A 20,699-nucleotide genomic window follows, 5' to 3' on the forward strand; every position below is an offset into this window, starting at 1 on the left:
TCACGCGTTCGCGAGTAAGCGGGCGCCGGCGCAAGCCGACACCGGAAGGTCGAACGAGAACACCGAGCCGCGGCCCGGCTCGCTCGCGACCCACAGCCGCCCGCCGAAATGACCGACGATGCGCCGGCAGATCGCGAGCCCCAGCCCGGAGCCGGATGGCTTCTCGGTCAGGGTATCGCCCACCTGGCGGAACTTCTCGAAGATCAGCGCCTGGTTCTCCGGCGTGATCCCCACGCCGTTGTCCTCGACGTCGACCCGCACCGTTTCGCCCTCGCTCACGAGGCGCACTTCGATGCGACCCATCCCCGGCGTACAGAACTTGGCCGCATTCGACAGCAGGTTCAGCAGGACCTGCATCATGCGGTCGCGGTCGGCCATGACGGCGGGCACCGACGGCGCCACGCGCGTCTCGACTCGCACGCCGCGCGACTTGAAGATCGCGCTCGTCGCGGTCACCGCTTCGAGAACGATTTCGCGCATGTCGAGCTCGGCCGTGCGCCACTCGGCAAGTCCCGACTCGATCTTCGCGAGATCCAGCACCTGGTTGATGAGGCGCGTGAGGCGCTCCGACTCCTTGATCACCAGCGCCAGGAAACGCTGCCGCTCCGCCGGATCGAGGTCGGGGTTGTCGTGCAGGATCTCGGAGAACGCCCGGATGGAGGTGAGCGGCGTGCGCAGCTCGTGCGTGACCGTGGAGATGAAGTCGTCCTTGAGGCGGTCAAGCTCCTTCAGGCGCTCGTTGGCGCTCTTGAGTTCCTGCGTCGCCGCCTCGAGCTCGTGCTGCTTCTCCTCCAGGCGATGGCTGTAGGCGATCATCTGGGAGGCCTCGTCGATGATCGTCATCACCTCTTCGAGGCCCAGGGGCTCCTCCTGCGCCACCGTGGCCACCATGGTTCTCGCGGAGGCTGCGCCGATGGTACCGGCGAGCTGCAGCTCTGCGAAGCGCACCAGGTCGCGGTCGCCCTCGAGCTCCTCGACGCTCGTGACCCCGCGAACCCTCGCGTAGGACGTGAAGAGCTCCACGGCCCCCGCCGGACCGAGAAAGCGGCCCACCAGCGTCTGCAGCGCCGAGGCCGACGTCGCGCCCCGCCACCCGGAACCCGGCTCGCCCGTCTGCTGATAGACATCGACGAAAAGCGTGGCCTGGGCATGCTCGGCCGCGCTCTGGCGGCGCAGCACCGATCCGATCATGTAGGCGCCTGCGTTGGCGATCATGCTCCAGATCATCGCATGGGTGATCTGGTCGAGACCGGCCAGGCCGAAGAGCTGGGTGGGCCGCAGCAACTCGATCCCCCAGGGCCCGCGTTCCACCAGGTCGACCCCGAGCCAGCCCGACTTCGCGAAGGCGGGCAGGAGGAGCGTGTAGGTCCAGACCGAGAAGCCGGTGATGAGCCCCGCTATTGCCCCGATGCGCGTCCCGCCCTTCCAGTAGAGTCCGCCGATGACGACCGGGGCGAACTGCGCCACTGCGGCGAAGGAAATGAGCCCGATGGAAACGAGCGCGTAGGCCTCGCCGGCCAGCAGGTAGTAGAAGTAGCCTCCCATGAGGAGCGCGATGATCACCGCACGCCGGATGTCGAGGAGCAGGCTCGACAGATCGCGCTGCTCGGTGAGCCGGAAGGCCTCGATGCGCAGCAGCACCGGCATCACGAGATCGTTGCAGACCATGGTTGAGAGCGTGATCGTCTCGACGATCAGCATGCCCGTGGCAGCCGAAAGCCCTCCGATGAACACGAGCAGGGCGAGCCCCTCGGCCTTCTGCGTCATCGGAAGCGTGAGTACGAAGGTGTCCGCGTCCACGTTGCCTTGCGGGAAGTGCAGCAACCCGCCGAAGGCGATCGGCAGGACGAAGATGTTGATCGCCAGCATGTACAGCGGGAATAGCCAGGCCGCGCGCTTCAGGTGGCGCTCGTCGGTGTTCTCGATCACCGCCACCTGGAACTGCCGCGGGAGAAAGATGATGGCGAACATGGAAAGAACCGTGAGCCACACCCAGCTCGCGTAGCTGCCGGCAGCCCCGCCGAGCGGCGTCATCAGGACCTCGAGGTCGGGCCGGCCGGCGGCGCGCGAAAAGATGTCGCCCAACCCGTCGTACATGAAAAACGCGACGTACACGCCGACGGCCAGGAACGCGACGAGTTTCACGATCGCCTCGAAGGCGACCGCCGCAACCATGCCCTCGTGGCGTTCGGCGGCGTCGAGCTGGCGGGTCCCGAACGCAATGGCGAAGAGCGCCATGAAGAGCGCGACGTAGAAGGCCGTGTCCTGCATCACCACCATCGTGCCTGCCCGGACCGGCATCACGATCTCCGGGTAGCCGAGCAGGATCTGGAAGCTCGTGGAGACTGCCTTCAACTGGAGCGAGATGTAGGGCAGGATCCCGATCACCGCGATCACGGTGACGAGCCCGCCGATGAGGGCGCTTTTCCCGTAGCGCGAGGCCACGAAGTCGGCCAGCGAGGTGGTGCGGTTCAGGCGCACGATGCGCACCATCTTCCGGATCACGAACCAGCCCAGCAGCATCGTGAGGGTGGGCCCGAGATAGATGGGCAGGAAGCCCACGCCGTCGGTGGCGGCACGTCCGACGCTGCCGTAGAAGGTCCACGCCGTGGCATAGACCGCGAGCGACAGGCTGTACACCCAGGCGTTGGAAATGATCGAACGGCCCTCGGCCGCCCGCTTGTCCGCGAACCAGGCGACCGCAAACAGCAGCCCGATGTAGGCGAAGGACGCCGTGACGATGAACCAGCCCTGCAGCACGGACGCTCCCGGTCAGTTCCCGCCCTCGATCGCGACGGCCGCCGCCGCGATCGTGAATCCCCAGGCCGCGAAGAGGTACACGTAGAGCACCGGCACGCCGGCCGCGGTGGCGCCCACGTTGAAAAGCGCGAGGATCGGGTAGTTGAAGAGGAGGCACCCGAGAAGGAACAGGGCCCAGATGCGGTACGCGCGCAGGCTCGGCTTTCTCATGATCTCCTCAGGAGGAACTGCGGGGGGCCGCGGCCCCCTGGCCGCGCGACCGGCCCTAGTAGAGTGCCCGGCGCCGGCCTTGTCAACCGGGCCGCGGGCGCCTCTCAGGACAGCCAGCGATCCGCGCCCGAGAGCGAGACGAGTTGCCCTGCCGTCGAGGCCCCGATGCCGGCGGCGCCCGGAAGCACCATGAGCATCAATTGCGCCGTCACCAGGCAGTCGGCGATGGCGCGGTGGCGAAAGGCCGTCGGGATCGAGAACGTTTCGAGCCATTGGTCCAGCCCCGAAACCCGGCTGGCATGCTGCGGCCAGACGAGGGGGGCGATGTCCGCGAGGTCGAGCCACGGCCGCTTGAACGCCACGCCCAGGTGCCGGTCGATCGCGCGGCGCAGCATCGTCGCATCGAAGGGCGCATGGAATGCGACCAGCGGATCCTTGCCCACGAACTCGAGGAAGGCGGACAGCGCCTCGCACGGATCCTCGCCTTGCGTCTGCTCCGTGCCGCCGATGCCGTGAATCTCGATGTTGTCCACGGTGCTGGGAGCAGCCTGCCGCAGGATCACCTCGAAGCTGTCGGAAAGGTCAATCTGTCCATCGACCAGGCCCAGCGCGCCCACCGCGATGAGCGAATCGTTGATCGCATCCAGGCCGCTCGATTCCACGTCTACGACCACCCAGCGGCCCGACGCCGGCGGCCGCCCGCGCGCGTATTCCGCCATCCTGCGCCATCGCTCGACCCGTTCGGCAACTTGCGCGGCAAGTTCCGGTCGCGCGCGCCGGAACGGCCAGAGGGAGGGAATCATCGGTCGGCTCGTCAGAGCTGATAGTCGAGCGCGACGCGGTTCTGGAGCTTGCGCGCCTGCCTGAGCGCCTCCCGCAGGATGCGGCGGTCGAGGCTGTTCAGCAGGTCCGGATCGATCCGGTTGGGTTCCGACGTGCCCGAGCCCCGGTCCATGTTGTCCTGGGATCGAAGCCGAAGCATCTGCACGAACTGGAACGCGTCGATGGCGGTCGCGACATCGTCGTCGCTCATGCGCACCTTCGGGCCGGCTGCCCGCAGGCGGTCGGTGGTGGACACCGCCCCCACGCCCGCGCCGAGCGCGAGAATGCGCGCGCAATCCACGAACACGCGCGAAGCCTGCGCCTTCAGGTCGATGGTGCCCCCCTCCCCCCCGACGATGTCACCGAAGAGCCCCAGGGGCGGGCGCGTCTGGATGGCGTTGGCCGCCATCTGGCGCAGGAACACCGGGCGGTCCTTGACGTTTTCGAGCAGGAACTCGCGAAGCCGGTCGACGAGCGTCGCGTCGCCGTGCAGCGCCCGGAAATCGAAGAAGATCGACGCATTGAGGAGCGCTTCCGGGTCGGAGTTGCGGATCCAGTCGTCGAAGCGGTCGATCCATTCCTTGAGGCTCAGGCACCAGGCGGGGTTGCGCGCCATGATGTTGCCCTTGCAGAGAGGAAAGCCGCTGGCGTCCAGCGTCCGGTTCACCTGGTCGGCGAATGCGAGGAGCCGCTGTCTCGTCGCCTCTCGATCCTCTCCCTCCCGGTCCGGAAAGATGATCGCGTTGTCCTGATCGGTAGCGAGGGTCTGCTCGTTGCGGCCTTCGCTGCCCAGGCCCACCCAGCAGAATCCGGCATCGACGAGGTCGTGGTCGCGCAGCGCCAGTTCGATCGCACGCTCCGTCACGCCGTCGTTCAGGGCGGAGACGAACTGCGTGAGCTGCTCGGCCGCCACTCCCTGCGCGAGCATCGCCGTCCCCAGTTCGCGGACCTCACGCGCGGCGAAGGCGAGCGCATCGACGCCCTGCGCATGTCCTATGTCCTTGCGCAGGCCCTGCATCGAAAGCCTTTGCAGTCCGAACAGGTCGCGCTCGGAAATGACTCCCAGGAGCCGGTCGCCGTCCAAGACCAGCACGTGGCGAAACCCTCGCTGCGCCATGAGCTGCGCCGCCTTCGAAAGCGCGCTATCCGCCGAGAGCGTGGCCGGGTTGCGCGTCATGACTTCCGACACGGGTCGGTCGAGCGGTTGGCCCGCGAGTGCCACGCGGTTGAGGACGTCCGTCTGGGTGAAGATTCCCGACGCCAGCCCCGCGTCGCCCGTGATGACGATGGACCCGATGCGCCGCGACTTCATCAGCTCGAGCACCTGGCGCACGCTCGCCGTTTCGGGAAGCGTGACCGGCGCGTGGCGCAAGGCGTTGCGCAGCGGCGAGGCCATCGTCAGCTCGTCGGCGGCGCGGTTGGAGTAGGTCTGGCGAGTGCCCTTGGTGGAGGCGGCGAGGAGCGCGGCGAGCCGGTGGGTGCAGAAGGCGTGGAACTCGGGGCTGCGGGCCATCACCTCCTGGAAGCGCGCCTCATCGAGCACGTAGCAGAACGTGTCATTGAGCGCCTTGTAACGAAGGGTGGTGGGTCGGCGCGCGATGAGCGCGCCCATCGGGAAGGCTTCTCCGTCGGTCAGGGTCGCGGCCAGGTTGTGCAGCGACACCTGGCAAGGCTCGTCGGCCTGGACGGCGCCGCGCTGGATGATGAAAAGCGATGCGATGCGCCCGCTCTCGGGCGACAGGATGACCGAGTCCCTGGCGAAATAGCGGAGCTTGAGGCCGGCGGCAAGGTGGGACAGGTCGGCCTCGCGCATGCCGTCGAACGGGGCGTGCTTGCGCAGGACGTCTGCGGTGGCGGCTGTCAGGAGCGGCGGCGGCTTGCGATCGTTCATGGGCAATTGTGTTCCATGCTGCGTTGGGGCAGGGAATGCGCCCGTCGAGCGAAAACGGGACGGGGCTCGCCCCGTCCCGTTTTCGCGTCCACGCGAAAGGCCTGCCTACACCGGCTGCTTGAGCTGCTCGAGGATGGCCGGGTTCTCGAGCGTGGAGACGTCCTGGGTGATCTCCTCGCCCGTGGCAATGGATCGCAGCAACCGGCGCATGATCTTGCCCGAGCGCGTCTTGGGCAGGTTGTCGCCGAAGCGGATCTCCCTGGGCTTGGCGATCGGGCCGATTTCCTTGGCAACCCAGTCGCGCAGCTCCTTCGCGAGCGCCACGGCCGCATCGCCCGTCGGGCGCTGCCCCTTCAGCACCACGAACGCCACCACGGCCTCACCCGTCATGTCGTCGGGGCGACCGACAACCGCGGCTTCGGCCACGAGCCGCGTATTGGCGACCAGCGCCGACTCGATCTCCATCGTGCCCATGCGGTGCCCCGAGACGTTCAGCACGTCATCGATGCGTCCCATGATCGTGAAGTAGCCGGTCTCCTTGTCGCGGATCGAACCGTCCCCCGCCAGGTAGAGCGTGCCGCCCAGCTCTTCCGGGTAATAGCTCTTCCTGTAGCGCTCGGGGTCACCCCAGATCGTGCGGATCATCGAGGGCCACGGACGCTTGAACACGAGGATGCCGCCCTGTCCGTTTGGCAGGTCGTGCCCGGTTTCATCGACGATCGCCGCCATGATTCCCGGCAGCGGCAGCGTGCACGACCCCGGAACGAGCGGCGTGACGCCCGGCAGCGGCGTGATCATGTGGCCGCCGGTCTCGGTCTGCCAGAACGTGTCCACCACCGGGATGCGCGAGCCGCCCACCGTCTCGTAGTACCACATCCACGCTTCGGGGTTGATGGGCTCGCCGACGGTGCCGAGGATGCGAAGCGACGACAGGTCGTATTGCTTCGGAAGTTCGCCTCCGGCCTTGATGAGGGAGCGGATGGCCGTTGGCGCCGTGTAAAAGACGTTCACCTTGTGGTCCTGGATCATCTTCCAGAATCGCCCGGCATCGGGATAGGTGGGCACGCCCTCGAAGACGACCTCGGTGGAGCCGACCGCGAGCGGGCCGTAGACAATGTAGGTGTGCCCCGTCACCCAACCCACGTCCGCGGTGCACCAGAAGACGTCCGCGGGCTTGTGATCGAAGGTCCACATCATCGTGAGCATCGCGTGCAGCAGGAAGCCGCCCGTCGAGTGCTGCACGCCTTTCGGCTTGCCGGTGGACCCCGACGTATAGAGGATGAAGAGCGGGTGCTCGGCGTTGACCCAGGTCGGCTCGCAGTCCTCGGGCTGGCCCTGGACCACGTCGTGCCACCACTTGTCGCGCGGGGTGTTCATGGCGACGGGCGACCCCGATCGCCTGTACACGAACACATCGCGGATGCAATCGCACCCGCCCATCGCGAGCGCCTCGTCCACCGCGGGCTTGAGCGGAATCTCCTTGCCGCCGCGGAACTGGCCATCCGCGCAGATGACCGCCACGGCCCCCGCGTCGATGATCCGCTCGTGCAGGCTCTTGGCGGAGAAACCGCCGAAGACCACCGAATGCGTGGCGCCGATTCGTGCGCAGGCCTGCATGGCGACGACCGCCTCGATCGACATCGGCATGTAAACGAGGACACGATCGCCCTTCGTGATGCCTTGCGCCTTCAGCGCGTTGGCAAACTTGCAGACGCGATGGTAGAGCTCCTGGTAGGTGACCTTGGTCACCTTGCCGTCGTCGGCCTCGAAAATGACCGCCACCTTGTCGGGCTGCGTCTTCAGGTGCCGGTCGATGCAGTTGTACGAGGCGTTGAGCTCGCCGTCGTGGAACCACTTGTAGAAGGGTGCGTTCGATTCGTCGAGCGTCTTCGTGAACGGCTTCGACCAGATGAGGCTCTCGCGCGCAAGCCGCGCCCAGAAGCCCTCGAAATCGCGCTCGGCCTCCGCGCAAAGGGCCTGATAGGCGCCCATGCCGGACACGTTGGCCTGCTTCACGAACGCTTCCGACGGCGGGAAGACGCGCGCCTCGTGGTGGACGGACTCGAGATTGGACATTGACGGTATTCCTCCTGTTGACGGTGCGTGCGGTGCGGCCCATTGCGGCGTTTCTGTCGCGCCGTTAGCTACGGGCCATGCCGGCAGTTTTTATAGCACAGGCACGCGCGGTGCGCGCCCCTCGCCCCCGGGAAAACCCTGAAACGAGCGCCGAGGTCTCATATCTTATATAAGACTGTTGACGCACCGCAACATCGGTGCTAGCGTGAATCCGGCACTCGTGGGCCGGGTCGCAGTTGTTAGGCGAACCGGCCCAGGATGTGACGCGCAACCCGTTGAAATCGCGAGGATTCCATGAACGCCCCGCTGCCCGCTTCCCTGTCCGCCCCCGAGGCGGCCCCCGAGATCCTCGGCGACTACTGGCCCGGCATCCAGATGTACTACCCGCCGGTCAAGTACGCGCCCTCGCTGGGCATCTACGAGGACCTGGAGCAGGCCGCGCAGCGGTTCAAGAAGCACGCGTGGAAGACCACCTCGCATACGCTGCTCTTCGACCTGGAGGACGGCTGCCGGCAGAAGGAGATGAGCCGCGAGCTGCTGCGCCGGGAGCTGCCCCTCCTGCCGCGCAAGCGCGAAGTGCAGATCGCCGTGCGCATCAACCCGTTTCGCACCGAGGAATACGAGAAGGACCTCGCGCTGGTGCGCGAGCTTTCCGACTATTTCGACGTGGTGATGCTCGCGAAGGCGGGCGAGGCCTACGGAGCCCCCGAGATCCGCGATCTCTCGGCGGTCCTCGTCGGGCTCAACCACCGCATCACCATCCAGCCCATCATCGAGCATCCCAAGTCGCTCAAGATCGCGCCGGACCTGATGCAGTACGCGACCGTGAAGCACGTGGTGTTCGGCATCCACGACTTTTCCAAGGCGATGGGCATCCACATCACGCCCCGCCACTGGACGGAGGAGCTCAAGTTCTACCTGCACGACATCCTCTTCGAGGCGCGCATCGCCGGCAAGGGGGTGATCGGCGGCGTGGAGACCCTCATCGGCCAGTCGGCCATGCCGGAGAACTTCGTCGAACCCGACGACGTTCGCCGCTGGCTCGACCTGCACGGCGACGAGGAATCGCGCGTGGTTTACAGGCACGCCAGCGAGGAAGCGTCACTGGGGCTTTCCGGCAAGCAGGTGATCCATCCCTCGCACATCCACCCCTGCAAGGTGGCGTTCACGCCCTCGCCCTCGGAGATCAAGACCAAGATCGCGATCCTCGAGGCCGCCGTCGAGGCCGACGCGCTGCTCGGCGGCGCCATCAAGTTCCAGGGCGAGATGCTCGACCCGCCCATGTTCGGCAAGGCCCTGCAGACGCTGCTTCGCGCCCACGCGCTGCACGCCCTTTCGGCCGCGAACACGGATTTCGCCATGGAGGTGCTCAAGCGACTGCCCGCGCAGGTGGTGAGGGAGAACTGGCCGTATGGAGTCATTCTGTGAACGCTCGCACCGCCGCTCCCTTCGCCCCCTTCCCGCCCTGGACCTGGAAGGTGCCCGCCCGCCTCAACATCGGCGTAGCGTGCTCCGACGCCCACCTGGGCACCCCGGCGGCCGATCGCGTGGCGATGATCGTCGAGGACGACACGCTCGGCACGAGTTCCATCACGTATTCGGCGCTCGCCGAGCGCACCAGCCGCTTCGCCCAGCTCCTGCGCCACCTGTGCATCGGCACGGGCGAGCGGGTGCTGATCCGGCTGCCCAACTCCATCGACTACCCGACGGCGTTCCTGGGCGCGATGAAGCGCGGGGCGGTGAGCGTGCCCACCTCGACACTACTCACGGCGGAGGAAGTCGAGTACCTAGCCCACGATTCCGGCGCCCAGGCCATCGTCATCGACAAGGCCGCGTGGAAGGCGATGGGCCCCAAGCTCGCCGGCAAGGAAGCGCTGCGCTTCGCGCTGCTTTCCGGCGCGGGAGAGGTGACGCCCTGCAAGGGAGTCGAGGTCGTGGACCTGGAGGAAGCGCTTGCGAAGATCACCGAATGGGAGCCGGCCGAGGACACCGCGATCGACGACCCCGCCTACCTCGTTTACACATCGGGCACCACGGGCTATCCCAAGGGCGTCCTGCATGGCCACCGCTCGCTCATCGGGCGCACGCCGGCGGTGACCTACTGGTTCGACTTCCTCGAGCACGGTGACCACGAGGGCGCCGCCGCGCCCGGCCAGGGCGATCGCATCGTCCATTCGGGCAAGTTCAACTGGACGTACGTGCTGGGCTCCGCGCTGATGGACCCGCTCTTCCATGGCAAGACCGTGATCGCGCACGAAGGAAAGAACGACGCCGAGACGTGGCCGCGCCTGATCGCCAAGCACGGCGCCACGATTTTCATCGGCGTGCCGACCATCTACCGGCAGATCCTGCAGAAGACCGCCTTCAGGAAGGCCGACGTGCCGACCCTGCGCCACTGCATGAGCGCGGGCGAGCATCTCTCCGACGAGGTGTTCGGGCTGTGGAAGGATCGCTTCGGCCTCGACATCTTCGAGGCCGTGGGCATGAGCGAGTTCAGCTATTACCTCTCGCAGAGCAAGCTGCGCCCCATCCGCCCGGGAAGCGCGGGCTTCCCCCAGCCCGGCCACGACATCCGGCTCCTCAACCCGGAAACGCTCGATGAAGTCGCGCCGGGCGAGGAAGGGATGATCTGCATTCCCGAGTCGGACCCGGGCCTCTTCCTGCGCTACTGGAATCTGCCCGAGGAAACGGCCAGGCTCAAGCACGACGGCTGGTTCTTCACCGGCGACTACGCGCGCTACGACGCGGACGGCTACCTGTGGTTCCTCGGGCGCAAGGACGACATCATCAAGAGCTTCGGCTACCGCGTCTCGCCCTACGAGGTCGAACGGGTGCTCAAGAGCCACCCGGCGGTCGCGGACTGTGCCTGCGTGGGCGAGGAGGCCGGCCGCGACAAGTTGCTCGTCGTCGCCTACGTGATCGCGCACCCGGGAAAAGCGGTGACGCCCGACGAGCTTGCCGCCTTCGGCAAGGAGCACCTGGCCGCCTACAAGGCCCCGAAAGTCGTCTATCTCGCGAAGGATTTCCCGCGCACGCGAAACGGCAAGATCCTGCGCCGGGAAATCTCGCCTGCAATCTCGCTCGCACGCTCCGCCGGATGATCCCCCCGGCCACGACCGCGGCCCGGAAGGCTTGACCTGCCTCAAGCCCGCGCCAGGTCCCGGCGTGGGACCTTTCGCCCCTGCGGGCACCTCCCCGCATTGGTCTAGAATGAATGCTTCTTATCCCTCGATGAACGGGTTGCCGCACGCCGGGCCGCCCTCACCTGTCATGACCACCATCCGCCAGGAAGACCTGATCGAGTCCGTCGCCGACGCCTTCCAGTACATCAGCTACTACCACCCCGCCGACTACATCCGCTCGCTCGCCAAGGCGTATGAGCGCGAAAAGTCTCCCGCGGCCCGGGACGCGATGGCGCAGATCCTCATCAACTCGCGCATGTCCGCCGAGGGCCACCGTCCCATTTGCCAGGACACCGGCATCGCGATCGCCTTCGTCCGCGTCGGGATGGACGTGCGCTGGGACACGAAGATGACGCTGCAGCAGATGGTGGACGAGGGCGTGCGCCGTGCCTACACCGACAAGGACAATCCGCTCCGTGCCTCGGTCCTGGCCGACCCGGACGGAAAGCGCAGGAGCACCGGCGACAACACGCCCGCCGTCGTCCACGTGGAACTGGTCCCGGGCGACAAGCTCGAGGTGATCGTCGCGGCCAAGGGCGGCGGCTCGGAGAACAAGAGCAAGTTCGCGATGCTCCTGCCCAACGATTCCATCGTGGACTGGGTGCTCTCCGTCGTGCCGACGATGGGCGCGGACTGGTGCCCTCCCGGCATCCTGTCGCTCGGCATCGGCGGCACGCCCGAGAAGGCGATGCTCATGGCCAAGTGGGGAATGATGGATCCCATCGACATCCAGGACCTCCTCGCCCGCGGCCCGAAGAGCCGAGCGGAGGAACTGCGCCTCGAGCTCTACGACAAGGTGAACGCGCTGGGCATCGGCGCGCAGGGCCTGGGCGGCCTCACGACCGTTCTCGACGTGAAGGTGAACGACTACCCCACCCATGCCGCCTCGAAGCCCGTGGCGCTGCTGCCCAATTGCGCGGCAACGCGTCACCAGCACTTCGTGCTCGACGGCTCGGGACCCGCCACCTTCGAACCGCCGGATCTCTCCGAGTGGCCCAAGCTCGCCCTCGACTTCGCGACGAGCCGGCGCGTCGACCTCGACACGCTCACCAGGGCCGACCTCGCGACATGGAAGTCCGGCGAGACGCTCCTGCTTTCCGGCAAGCTGCTCACCGGCCGCGACGCGGCGCACAAGCGCCTGGTGGACATGATGGCGAATGGCGAGAAGCTCCCGGTAGATTTCACCAACCGCTTCATCTACTACGTCGGCCCGGTGAACGCCGTTCGTGAAGAGGCCGTGGGCCCTGCGGGGCCGACGACGAGTTCGCGGATGGACAAGTTCGTGGAGCCCATGCTCGCGAAGACCGGCCTCATCGGCATGGTGGGCAAGAGCGAGCGCGGCCCCGTGGCGATCGAGTCCATCAAGAAGCACGGCGCGGCCTACTGCATCGCCGTGGGCGGCGCCGCCTACCTGGTTTCGAAGTCCATCAAGAAGGCGCGCGTCCTGGCCTTCGAGGACCTCGGCATGGAGGCGATCTACGAGTTCGAGGTGACGGACATGCCGGTGACCGTGGCCGTCGATGCCGGAGGCAATGCCGTGCACAAGACGGGCCCGGCGCAATGGCGCGCGAAGATCGGCAAGATCCCGGTCGTCGTCGCGTAGGTTAGGTGGCACGGCCCGCGGTCGCCCGGTCGGGCTCCTCCGACGCATTCTGGATCGCGCGCCTCGCGAGAAGCGCGAAGCCCGTCTTCGTGGTGACGGAGTCGGCGCATGACGCGGAGCGGCTGCGCGACGAGATCGCGTGGTTCGATCCGGCGCTCGCGGTGCACCGCCTGCCGGACTGGGAGACCCTGCCCTACGACCAGTTCTCGCCGCACCCCGACCTCGTCTCGGAGCGGCTGGCGACCCTGCACGAGTTCGCCCGGGGGGCCTGCGATGTGGGCCTCATCCCGGTTTCGACCGCACTTCAGCGCCTGGCGCCCCGAAGCTACCTCGCAGCCCGAACCTTCTTCCTGAAGCAGAAGACGCGCCTCGACCTGGAGGCGCTCAGGACCCAGCTCGCGCTCGCCGGCTACGCCGCCGTCCAGCAAGTGATGGCGCCCGGCGAATTCTGCTTCCGGGGCGGGATCATCGATCTCTTCCCGACGGGCAGCCCCGTACCCTACCGGCTCGACCTCTTCGGCGAGGAGATCGAGTCGATCCGCACCTTCGACGTCGACACGCAGCGCTCCATCTATCCGGTCGCGGAAGTGCGCCTGCTCCCGGCTCGCGAGTTCCCCATGGACGAGGAGGGCCGGTCGCGATTCCGGGCCAATTTCCGCGAGCGCTTCGAGGGCGACCCCACCAAGCGGCGCGCCTACAAGGACGTCTCCAACGGCATCGCGCCGGCGGGGGTCGAGTGCTATCTGCCCCTGTTCTTCGAGGAGACGGCGACCCTCTTCGACTACCTGCCGGCGAACGCAACCTGCGTCATGCACGAAGACGTGCCGGCCGGCGCACAGGGCTTCTGGCGCGACCTGAAGAGCCGCTGGGAACTGCTGCGCGGCGACGGCGACCGGCCTCTCCTGCCGCCGGACCAGCTCTATCTGCCCGTCGAGGAGTTCTTCACCGCCCTGCAAGGCGTGCCGCGCCTGGAGGTGAGGCGAGGCGCCAGCGGACCCCCGCCCGCCAACGCACCCGTGCTGCGCTCGGAGAACATCCCCGACGTCGGCGTTGACCGGCGTTCCGCAGAACCGTTGCACGCGCTCGAAAGGTTCGTGTCGTCCTTCGCGGGGCGCGTTCTCGTCCTCGCCGACGGCCCGGGCCGCCGCGAGACGCTGGCGCAGTTGTTCGTCGAGCACGGCCTGCAATCGGCGCCTTGCGAGGGCTGGGCGCGGTTCGTCGATTCCGACGCGCCGCTCATGCTCGCGCACGGCCCGCTCGCCGCCGGGTTCGCCATGCCCGACGAGCGCCTCGCCATCGTGACCGAGGCCGAGCTCTACCCGTCGCAGGTTCGCCAGACGCGCCGGCGCGACGGGCGGGCGCGGTCGAGCGCAGAGGGGATGCTGCGCGACCTCGCTGAGGTGAAGGAAGGCGATCCTGTCGTCCACAGCCAGCACGGGATCGGGCGCTACCACGGGCTCGTGACCATGGACCTGGGCGATGGCCCGACGGAATTCCTCCATCTCGAGTACGAAGGCGGCGACAAGCTCTACGTGCCCGTCTCGCAACTGCATGTGATCAGCCGCTACACAGGCGCCTCTGCCGAGGATGCACCCGTGCACCGCCTCGGCAGCGGCCAGTGGGAAAAGGCGCGCCGCAAGGCTGCTGAGCAGGTCCGTGACACAGCGGCCGAACTCCTCGATCTCTACGCTCGCCGCACCGCTCGCCAGGGCTATGCGTTCCCGATGAGAGCCCAGGACTACGAGACCTTCTCGGCAGCCTTCGAGTTCGAGGAAACGCCGGACCAGGCCTCGGCGATCCAGGCGGTGATCGCCGACATGACGGGCGGGCGTCCCATGGACCGGCTCGTCTGCGGCGACGTGGGCTTCGGCAAGACCGAGGTCGCGATGCGCGCCGCCTTCGTCGCGGTGGCAGCCGGCAAGCAGGTCGCGATCCTGGTGCCCACGACATTGCTGGCCGAGCAGCACTACGGAAACTTCAGCGACCGCTTCGCGCCGTGGGCGGTGAAGCTGGCCGAGCTCTCGCGCTTCCGCAGTTCGAAAGAGATCGCCTCGGCGGTCGCGGGACTCGCCGACGGCTCGATCGACATCGCCATCGGCACCCACAAGCTCATCCAGAAGGACGTGGTGTTCAAAAACCTCGGTCTCGTCATCATCGACGAGGAACACCGCTTCGGCGTGCGCCAGAAGGAGCAGTTGAAACGCCTGCGCGCGGAGGTCGACGTGCTGACCCTCACCGCCACGCCCATCCCGCGCACGCTGGCCATGTCTCTCGAGGGGCTGCGCGATTTCTCCGTCATCGCCACCGCGCCGCAGCGGCGCCTGGCGATCAAGACCTTCGTCGCGCGCCAATCCACCGGCATCGTGCGCGAAGCGGTGCTGCGCGAACTCAAGCGCGGCGGGCAGGCCTACTACCTCTGGAACGAGGTGGACACCATCGAGAACCGGCGCGAACTGCTGGCCAAGCTCCTCCCGGAAGCGCGCATCGCGGTGGCCCACGGACAGATGCGCGAGCGTGACCTCGAGCGGGTGATGCGTGATTTCTACCACCAGCGCACCAACCTGCTGCTGTGCTCGACCATCATCGAGACGGGCATCGACGTGCCGTCGGCCAACACCATCCTCATCGACCGCGCCGACCGCTTCGGCCTCGCCCAGCTGCACCAGCTTCGCGGGCGCGTGGGCCGCTCCCACCACCAGGCCTATGCCTACCTCCTCACGCCGCCCGAGGAGGCGCTCAACGCCAACGCGAAGAAGCGCCTGGAAGCCATCCAGGCGATGGAGGACCTGGGCGCGGGCTTCTACCTGGCCATGCACGACCTCGAGATCCGCGGCGCGGGGGAGGTGCTGGGCGAGTCGCAGTCGGGTGGAATCCATGACGTGGGCTTCGCGCTCTACACGGAGATGCTGGAGCACGCGGTGAAGTCCCTGCGCGCGGGCAAGGAACCGGACCTCTCGCGGCCGGTGTCCGTGGCGACCGAGGTGAACCTGCACGCGCCGGCGCTCCTGCCCGATGCCTATTGCGGCGACGTTCACGAGCGGCTCGTGATCTACAAGCGGCTGGCCAACTGCGACTCCGATGACAACCTGCAGGGCCTCACCGAGGAACTCATCGACCGGTTCGGGGAGCTTCCGGATCCCGCCCGGGTGCTCCTGGAATGTCACCGCCTTCGCATCCAGGGCGCGGCCCTGGGCGTGGCCCGGATCGACGCGAGCCCCTCGGCCATCGTGGTCCATTTCTCGCCCGATCCACCCTTCGACGGCCGGCGCATCATCGCGCTGGTGCAGTCCGGCGGTCCGTACCGGCTCCCGGGTCCGGACAGGGTCCGTATCGAGACCGCGATACCCGATCTCAGGGCGCGCGCCACGGTGGTTCGGCAATTCATGAAAAAATTGTCCGCGCCATGACAGCCTTCCACCTCGTCATCCAGGGCGCCGGGATCGCCTCGCAGGATCTCGAGGCCCTGTGCGCCATCGCCCGCGGCAAGGTGACCGAGCGCATCATGGGCGAGGCCTTCCGCATACGCGAGGCGGATCCCTCGACGCGCGACGCCGTCGCCGCGCGCTGCGCGTCGGACTCGCTCGACTGGGGCTTCGTCGAGGAGGGCAGGCGGCTATCCCACTTCGGCCTGCTGGCGCTGGACATGGACTCCACGCTCATCACCACGGAGTGCATCGACGAGATTGCCGATTTCGCGGGCCGCAGACCCGAGGTCGCCGCGGTAACCGCTGCGGCGATGCGCGGGGAAATCGACTGGTCGCAGAGCCTGAAGAGCCGCGTCGCGGCACTGGCCGGGCTGGACGCGTCGGTGCTGGAGCGGGTCTACCGGGAGCGGCTGCGCCTGACGCCTGGCGCAGAGGCGCTCCTCGACGCGGCGCGTCGCGCGGGCCTGAGGACGCTGCTCGTGTCGGGCGGATTCACCTACTTCACCGATCGCCTACGCGATCGGCTGGGATTCACCGAGACGCACGCCAACGAACTCGTCATCGAGGCAGGCCGCCTGGCCGGCCGCGTCACCGGGCCGCTGGTGGACGCGGCGGGAAAGGCTGCCCATCTGGCCCGAATGCGCGAAGCGCTGGCGCTGCCGAAGGAGCGCGTCCTCGCGATCGGAGACGGCGCCAACGACCTCGCGATGATGGCGCAGGCAGGGACGAGCATCGCCTTTCACGCAAAGGATGTCGTGCGCGATATCGCCACCTATTCCCTGGCCCACGTCGGGCTCGAGGGCGTGCTCGGCCTGTTCCCGGCCTAGGCGCCGGGCTTGTCCGGAACGGGCGGGAGCGGAAAGTACACGTAGGCGCCCTGCTCGACCCGCGCGGCGTCCCGCTCCCGCTGCACATTCAGGTCCTGCGGACGGTCCCACCATGTCGCGCGGTTGCGGCTGCGCAATTCGCGCAGTTCCGGGTGCTTGTCGAGGAGGTCCCGCAGGAACCGGGTCGCTTCGGACTCGTAGGCCATGTCGAGGGAACAGGATGTTGAGAAGGGAAACGGCGGGGGTGAAGATCCTACCATGCCGCATCCATCGCCCGTTTGCGCGGCTCCTCGGCCCCGGAGGATAATCCCCGGTCCCCATTCCTGTCGCCCGCGATGCGGATCTCCTACCCGCGCTCCTTCCTTTCGCTGCTCCTCATCGGCTTCACGATCGTCGCCGCGCCGCTCGTTTTCGCGCTGTTCGCGAACGCCGTCGCCTTCGAAAAGCTGGCCGCCCTTTCGGAGCAGGCCGTGCTCGCCGCGGTCAAGGTGACGCAGGCGAGCCGGGCGGTGACCGCGAACGTCTCCTCGCTCGAGCGCACCGCCCGCCAGTATGCGGTCGCCGGCGAGACGCCGTTCCTGGACGCCTATCGCTCCACCCGCGCCACGTTCACCGCGACGCTGCGCTCGCTGGACGACATGCAGCTCTCCGACGCGCAACGCGCGGAATCCATCGCCATCGCGAGAATGGAGGAGCAGATCCACGGCCTGCTGTCGAACTCCCCGCCCTCCCCGGAACTCTCGATACGGCTCGCCGCCGAGTTCGCGCGCCTCGCGGGACGCTCGCAGGCGCTGGTCGCCCTCGGGGACCGCGTGATCGACGAGGGCATCGAGCGGCTGCGCGCCCAGGCGGTCAAGTCGAGGAGCAACGTCTTCTGGCTGCTGGTGGCGCTCATCCCGACGGCCATCCTCCTCATCGCGAGCTTCACGTTCCTCATCGCCCGCCCGATCAACCAGGTGAGTTCCGGGATCCGGCGCCTGGGCGACGGCGAGTTCGCGCGGCCGATCCGCATCGAGGGCCCCGGCGACATGGTCCGCCTGGGCGAGCAGCTCGACTGGCTGCGCCGCCGCCTGGTCACGCTGGAGGAACAGAAGACCCGCTTCCTGCAGCACATCTCGCACGAGCTGAAGACGCCGCTCACGGCGCTGCGCGAGGGCTCCGACCTCCTTTCCTCCGGCGTCGTCGGAAACCTCAACGCGGAGCAGCACGAGATCGCGGGCATCCTGCGCGAGAACTCCATCGAGCTGAGGAAGCTCATCGAGGGGCTCCTCAACTACAGCGCCGTGCACGCGCAGGCTTCGTTCCTCGACGCGAAGATCGTCCCGCTGCGCGACGTCATGAAGCGCGTCGTGAACGACCGCAAGCTCGCCATGGTGGCGAGGACCATCCGCGTCGACATGAATTGCGAGAACGTCACCGCGTACTGCGACGAGGAGAAAGTCCGCGTGATGCTGGACAACCTCCTGTCCAACGCCGTGAAGTACTCGCCCGAGCGCGGGCTCATCACCGTGAAGCTCTACAAGGACCGGACGGACGCCGTCTTCGAGGTGGCCGACGAGGGGCCCGGCATTCCCGTGCCCGAACGCGAGAACGTCTTCGAGGCGTTCTATCGCGGCACGGACTCGCCGGTCGCCGCGATCAAGGGCAGCGGGCTGGGCCTGTCGATCGTGAAAGAGTACGTGCAGCTTCACAAGGGCCACGTCGAGATCCTCGACGGCCCGGGCGCGCACTTCCGCATCCGCATTCCGCGCCGGCGCGAGCCGCAGGAAGCGGCGGCATGAGGCGCCTGGCACCCCTCGTCGCGGCACTGATCACGGGTTGCGCGGTCGCGCCTGCGGCTGCGCCGCCGGCCGCGGTGCTTCCGGCAGTGACGGTCCCCGGCACGGCCGAGCGACTCATGGCCTCGCTCGCGCGCATGCTCGCGTTGGACGAACTCGCCCTTGCCGCGGAGATTGCGCGGACCCGGGATGCGGTCGAGCGCGCTCCAGGCAACTTCTCGCGTGTCGAGGCTGCCATGGCCCTCACGATGGCCACCGCGCCCGACGAGACGCAGGTCCTCGCCCTGGTGGCGCCGGTGCTCGCGGCATATCCGGATGCGGAGCCCGAACTGCGCGCGATGGCAGGTTTCTTGCAACAGCTGGCGTACGATCGCCGGAAGCTCCGGGACGGCCTCGCTTCGGCAAGCGCGAAATCGCGCGAAGGCCGGCGCGAGGCCCAGTCCCAGCGGCTGCGCGCGGATGCCCAGCAGGATCGGGCGGACCGCCTGCAGTCGAAGCTCGAGGCACTGACCAACCTCGAGAAGAGCCTCGCCGACCGCCAGCATGCAGACGATCCCGACCGCCGTACCCGCTAGGACCCTCCCCCCGCCCATGCTCCCGGCCGGCCGCGCCACCCTGTTGCTGGTTGACGACGACCCGGACCTGCTCCGGCTCCTCGCGATCCGCCTGAAGGCGAACGGCTACGCCGTGAACGCCGTGGACAGCGGACCGAAGGCGCTGGCAGCCATCGCGGCCACTCGCCCCGACGTCGTGCTCTCCGACCTGCGCATGAGCGGGATGGACGGCATGGCCCTCTTCCAGGAAATCCAGGCGTCCTACCCCGGCCTGCCGGTCATCATCCTGACCGCGCACGGCACGATCCCGGACGCCGTGGCAGCGGTGAAGCGCGGTGTCTTCGGCTATCTCACCAAACCCTATGACGCCGATGAGCTTCTCTTCCAGATCTCGCGCGCGCTGAACGTGCACGGCGGTCACAAGGGGCGCACGGGGGCGGGGCAAGCGTGGCGCGAGGCAATCGTCACCCGCTCCTCCCTCATGGAGGACCTCCTGTCGCGGGCCCAGCGCGTGGCCGCCAGCGATGCGAGCGTCCTGATCCAGGGTGACAGCGGAACCGGCAAGGAACTGCTGGCCCGCGCAATCCATCGCGCCAGCTCGCGCGCGAACCACCCCTTCGTCGCGATCAACTGCGCGGCGATTCCCGAGACGCTGCTCGAAAGCGAGCTGTTCGGACACACCAAGGGATCGTTCACCGGCGCCATCGCCGACCATCGGGGCCTGTTCGTGAGCGCCGACAAGGGAACACTGTTCCTCGACGAGATCGGCGACATGCCGCTCGCGCTCCAGGTGAAGCTGCTGCGCGTGATCGAGGCGCGGGAGGTTCGCCCCATCGGCGCCTCGCGTTCCATTCCCATCGACGTGCGCATCATTTCCGCCACGCACCGCGATCTGGCGCAGGAAAAGACCACCGGCGGCTTCCGGGAGGATCTCTACTACCGGCTCAACGTCGTGGGCCTGAGGCTGCCTTCGCTCGCGGAACGTCCGGAGGACATCGCCCTCCTCGCGCGGCATTTCCTGGAGTCGATGGCGCCGCGCTACGGCCGCGACAAGGCGTCGTTTTCCTCCGATGCGCTGGCCCTGCTGGCCAAGGCCAGGTGGCCGGGCAATGTGCGCCAGCTCTACAACGTGGTCGAGCAATCGATCGCGCTCTGCCCCACCGAGATCATCCCCGCTGCGTTCGTGGAGCACGCCATCCAGGTCGAGATGCACGAGATGACGTCCTTCGAGGACGCGCGCAAGCGCTTCGAACGCGACTACCTCACGCGCCTCATGAAGCTGACCCAGGGCAGCGTCTCGCAGGCAGCGCGACTTGCCCGGCGCAATCGCACTGAGTTCTACAAGCTCCTGCAGCGCCACGGGATCGAGGCGGCGATGTTCAAGTCGGACTCCCCGTGAAGTCGGCTGTCTCCAACGGGAGACAAGGCGGGCCCGCCAAAATCAACGAGTTACGCACAGACTGCCGCAGGGTGTCGCCGTTGGGCGACGCGGTTGTGTACCGGGAACCGAAAGCCTCCAGGGCATGAAACGCATAAGAGATTGATTTTGCAGGACAACATGGACTTGGCAT

General features: G+C 67.6%; 14 protein-coding genes. 8 read left to right on the top strand and 6 right to left on the bottom strand.

All coding sequences use genetic code 11. From position 1 onward, the window contains the following. The 5 genes from IPP91_18760 to acs all read right to left on the bottom strand — a co-directional run bounded on the left by IPP91_18760 (position 1) and on the right by acs (position 7,759). Positions 1–2,760, bottom strand: coding sequence for a histidine kinase (locus tag IPP91_18760; protein MBL0144082.1), 2,760 nt, complete (start codon positions 2,758–2,760; stop codon positions 1–3). Positions 2,761–2,772: 12 nt separating this feature from the next. Beyond that, a complete protein-coding gene (locus IPP91_18765) occupies positions 2,773–2,970 on the bottom strand; it encodes a hypothetical protein (GenBank protein ID MBL0144083.1) in 198 nt (65 codons plus the stop codon). 104 nt (positions 2,971–3,074) lie between these two features. After that, positions 3,075–3,773, bottom strand: coding sequence for a 3'-5' exonuclease (locus IPP91_18770; protein MBL0144084.1), 699 nt, complete (start codon positions 3,771–3,773; stop codon positions 3,075–3,077). Positions 3,774–3,784: 11 nt separating this feature from the next. Beyond that, the gene (locus tag IPP91_18775; GenBank protein MBL0144085.1) at positions 3,785–5,683 is read right to left on the bottom strand and encodes a CBS domain-containing protein; all 1,899 of its coding nucleotides are present in this window, start codon (positions 5,681–5,683) and stop codon (positions 3,785–3,787) included. A 105-nt stretch (positions 5,684–5,788) separates the two neighbouring features. Further along, positions 5,789–7,759, bottom strand: coding sequence for an acetate--CoA ligase (gene acs, locus IPP91_18780; protein MBL0144086.1), 1,971 nt, complete (start codon positions 7,757–7,759; stop codon positions 5,789–5,791). A gap of 294 nt (positions 7,760–8,053) precedes the next feature. Between acs and IPP91_18785 the strand changes: the two genes are divergently transcribed. The 5 genes from IPP91_18785 to serB all read left to right on the top strand — a co-directional run bounded on the left by IPP91_18785 (position 8,054) and on the right by serB (position 16,796). Next, positions 8,054–9,187, top strand: a complete 1,134-nt coding sequence (locus IPP91_18785) for an aldolase (GenBank protein MBL0144087.1) — start codon at positions 8,054–8,056, stop codon at positions 9,185–9,187. Then, positions 9,184–10,860 carry an acyl-CoA synthetase gene (locus tag IPP91_18790; GenBank protein ID MBL0144088.1) on the top strand — a complete coding sequence of 559 codons (1,677 nt, stop codon included), beginning with the start codon at positions 9,184–9,186 and terminating at the stop codon, positions 10,858–10,860. The genes IPP91_18785 and IPP91_18790 overlap by 4 nt, the downstream gene beginning before the upstream one ends. 169 nt (positions 10,861–11,029) lie before the next feature. Continuing rightward, positions 11,030–12,544, top strand: a complete 1,515-nt coding sequence (locus IPP91_18795; protein MBL0144089.1) for a fumarate hydratase — start codon at positions 11,030–11,032, stop codon at positions 12,542–12,544. A gap of 5 nt (positions 12,545–12,549) precedes the next feature. Beyond that, positions 12,550–15,951, top strand: coding sequence for a transcription-repair coupling factor (gene mfd / locus IPP91_18800; protein MBL0144090.1), 3,402 nt, complete (start codon positions 12,550–12,552; stop codon positions 15,949–15,951). Continuing rightward, entirely contained in the window at positions 15,948–16,796 is an 849-nt protein-coding gene (gene serB, locus IPP91_18805; GenBank protein MBL0144091.1) for a phosphoserine phosphatase SerB, read from the top strand. Before mfd ends, serB begins: the two co-directional genes overlap by 4 nt. Here serB and IPP91_18810 read toward each other — a convergent pair. Next, a complete protein-coding gene (locus IPP91_18810) occupies positions 16,793–17,002 on the bottom strand; it encodes a DUF3460 family protein (protein MBL0144092.1) in 210 nt (69 codons plus the stop codon). The two genes, serB and IPP91_18810, sit on opposite strands and share 4 nt — an antisense overlap. 129 nt (positions 17,003–17,131) lie before the next feature. On the opposite strand from IPP91_18810, the gene IPP91_18815 reads away from it, so the two are divergent. From IPP91_18815 to IPP91_18825, 3 genes are read left to right on the top strand one after another with little or no spacing between them, the layout of a single operon-like run. Next, the gene (locus IPP91_18815; GenBank protein MBL0144093.1) at positions 17,132–18,577 is read left to right on the top strand and encodes a HAMP domain-containing histidine kinase; all 1,446 of its coding nucleotides are present in this window, start codon (positions 17,132–17,134) and stop codon (positions 18,575–18,577) included. Further along, positions 18,574–19,149: a hypothetical protein gene (locus tag IPP91_18820; GenBank protein ID MBL0144094.1), complete on the top strand. Its 576-nt coding sequence runs from the start codon at positions 18,574–18,576 to the stop codon at positions 19,147–19,149. Before IPP91_18815 ends, IPP91_18820 begins: the two co-directional genes overlap by 4 nt. A gap of 16 nt (positions 19,150–19,165) precedes the next feature. Next, positions 19,166–20,527, top strand: coding sequence for a sigma 54-interacting transcriptional regulator (locus tag IPP91_18825; protein MBL0144095.1), 1,362 nt, complete (start codon positions 19,166–19,168; stop codon positions 20,525–20,527). Positions 20,528–20,699: the final 172 nt, after the last annotated feature.

It is taken from the genome of Betaproteobacteria bacterium (genome assembly GCA_016720855.1).
GTDB lineage: Bacteria > Pseudomonadota > Gammaproteobacteria > Burkholderiales > Usitatibacteraceae > FEB-7.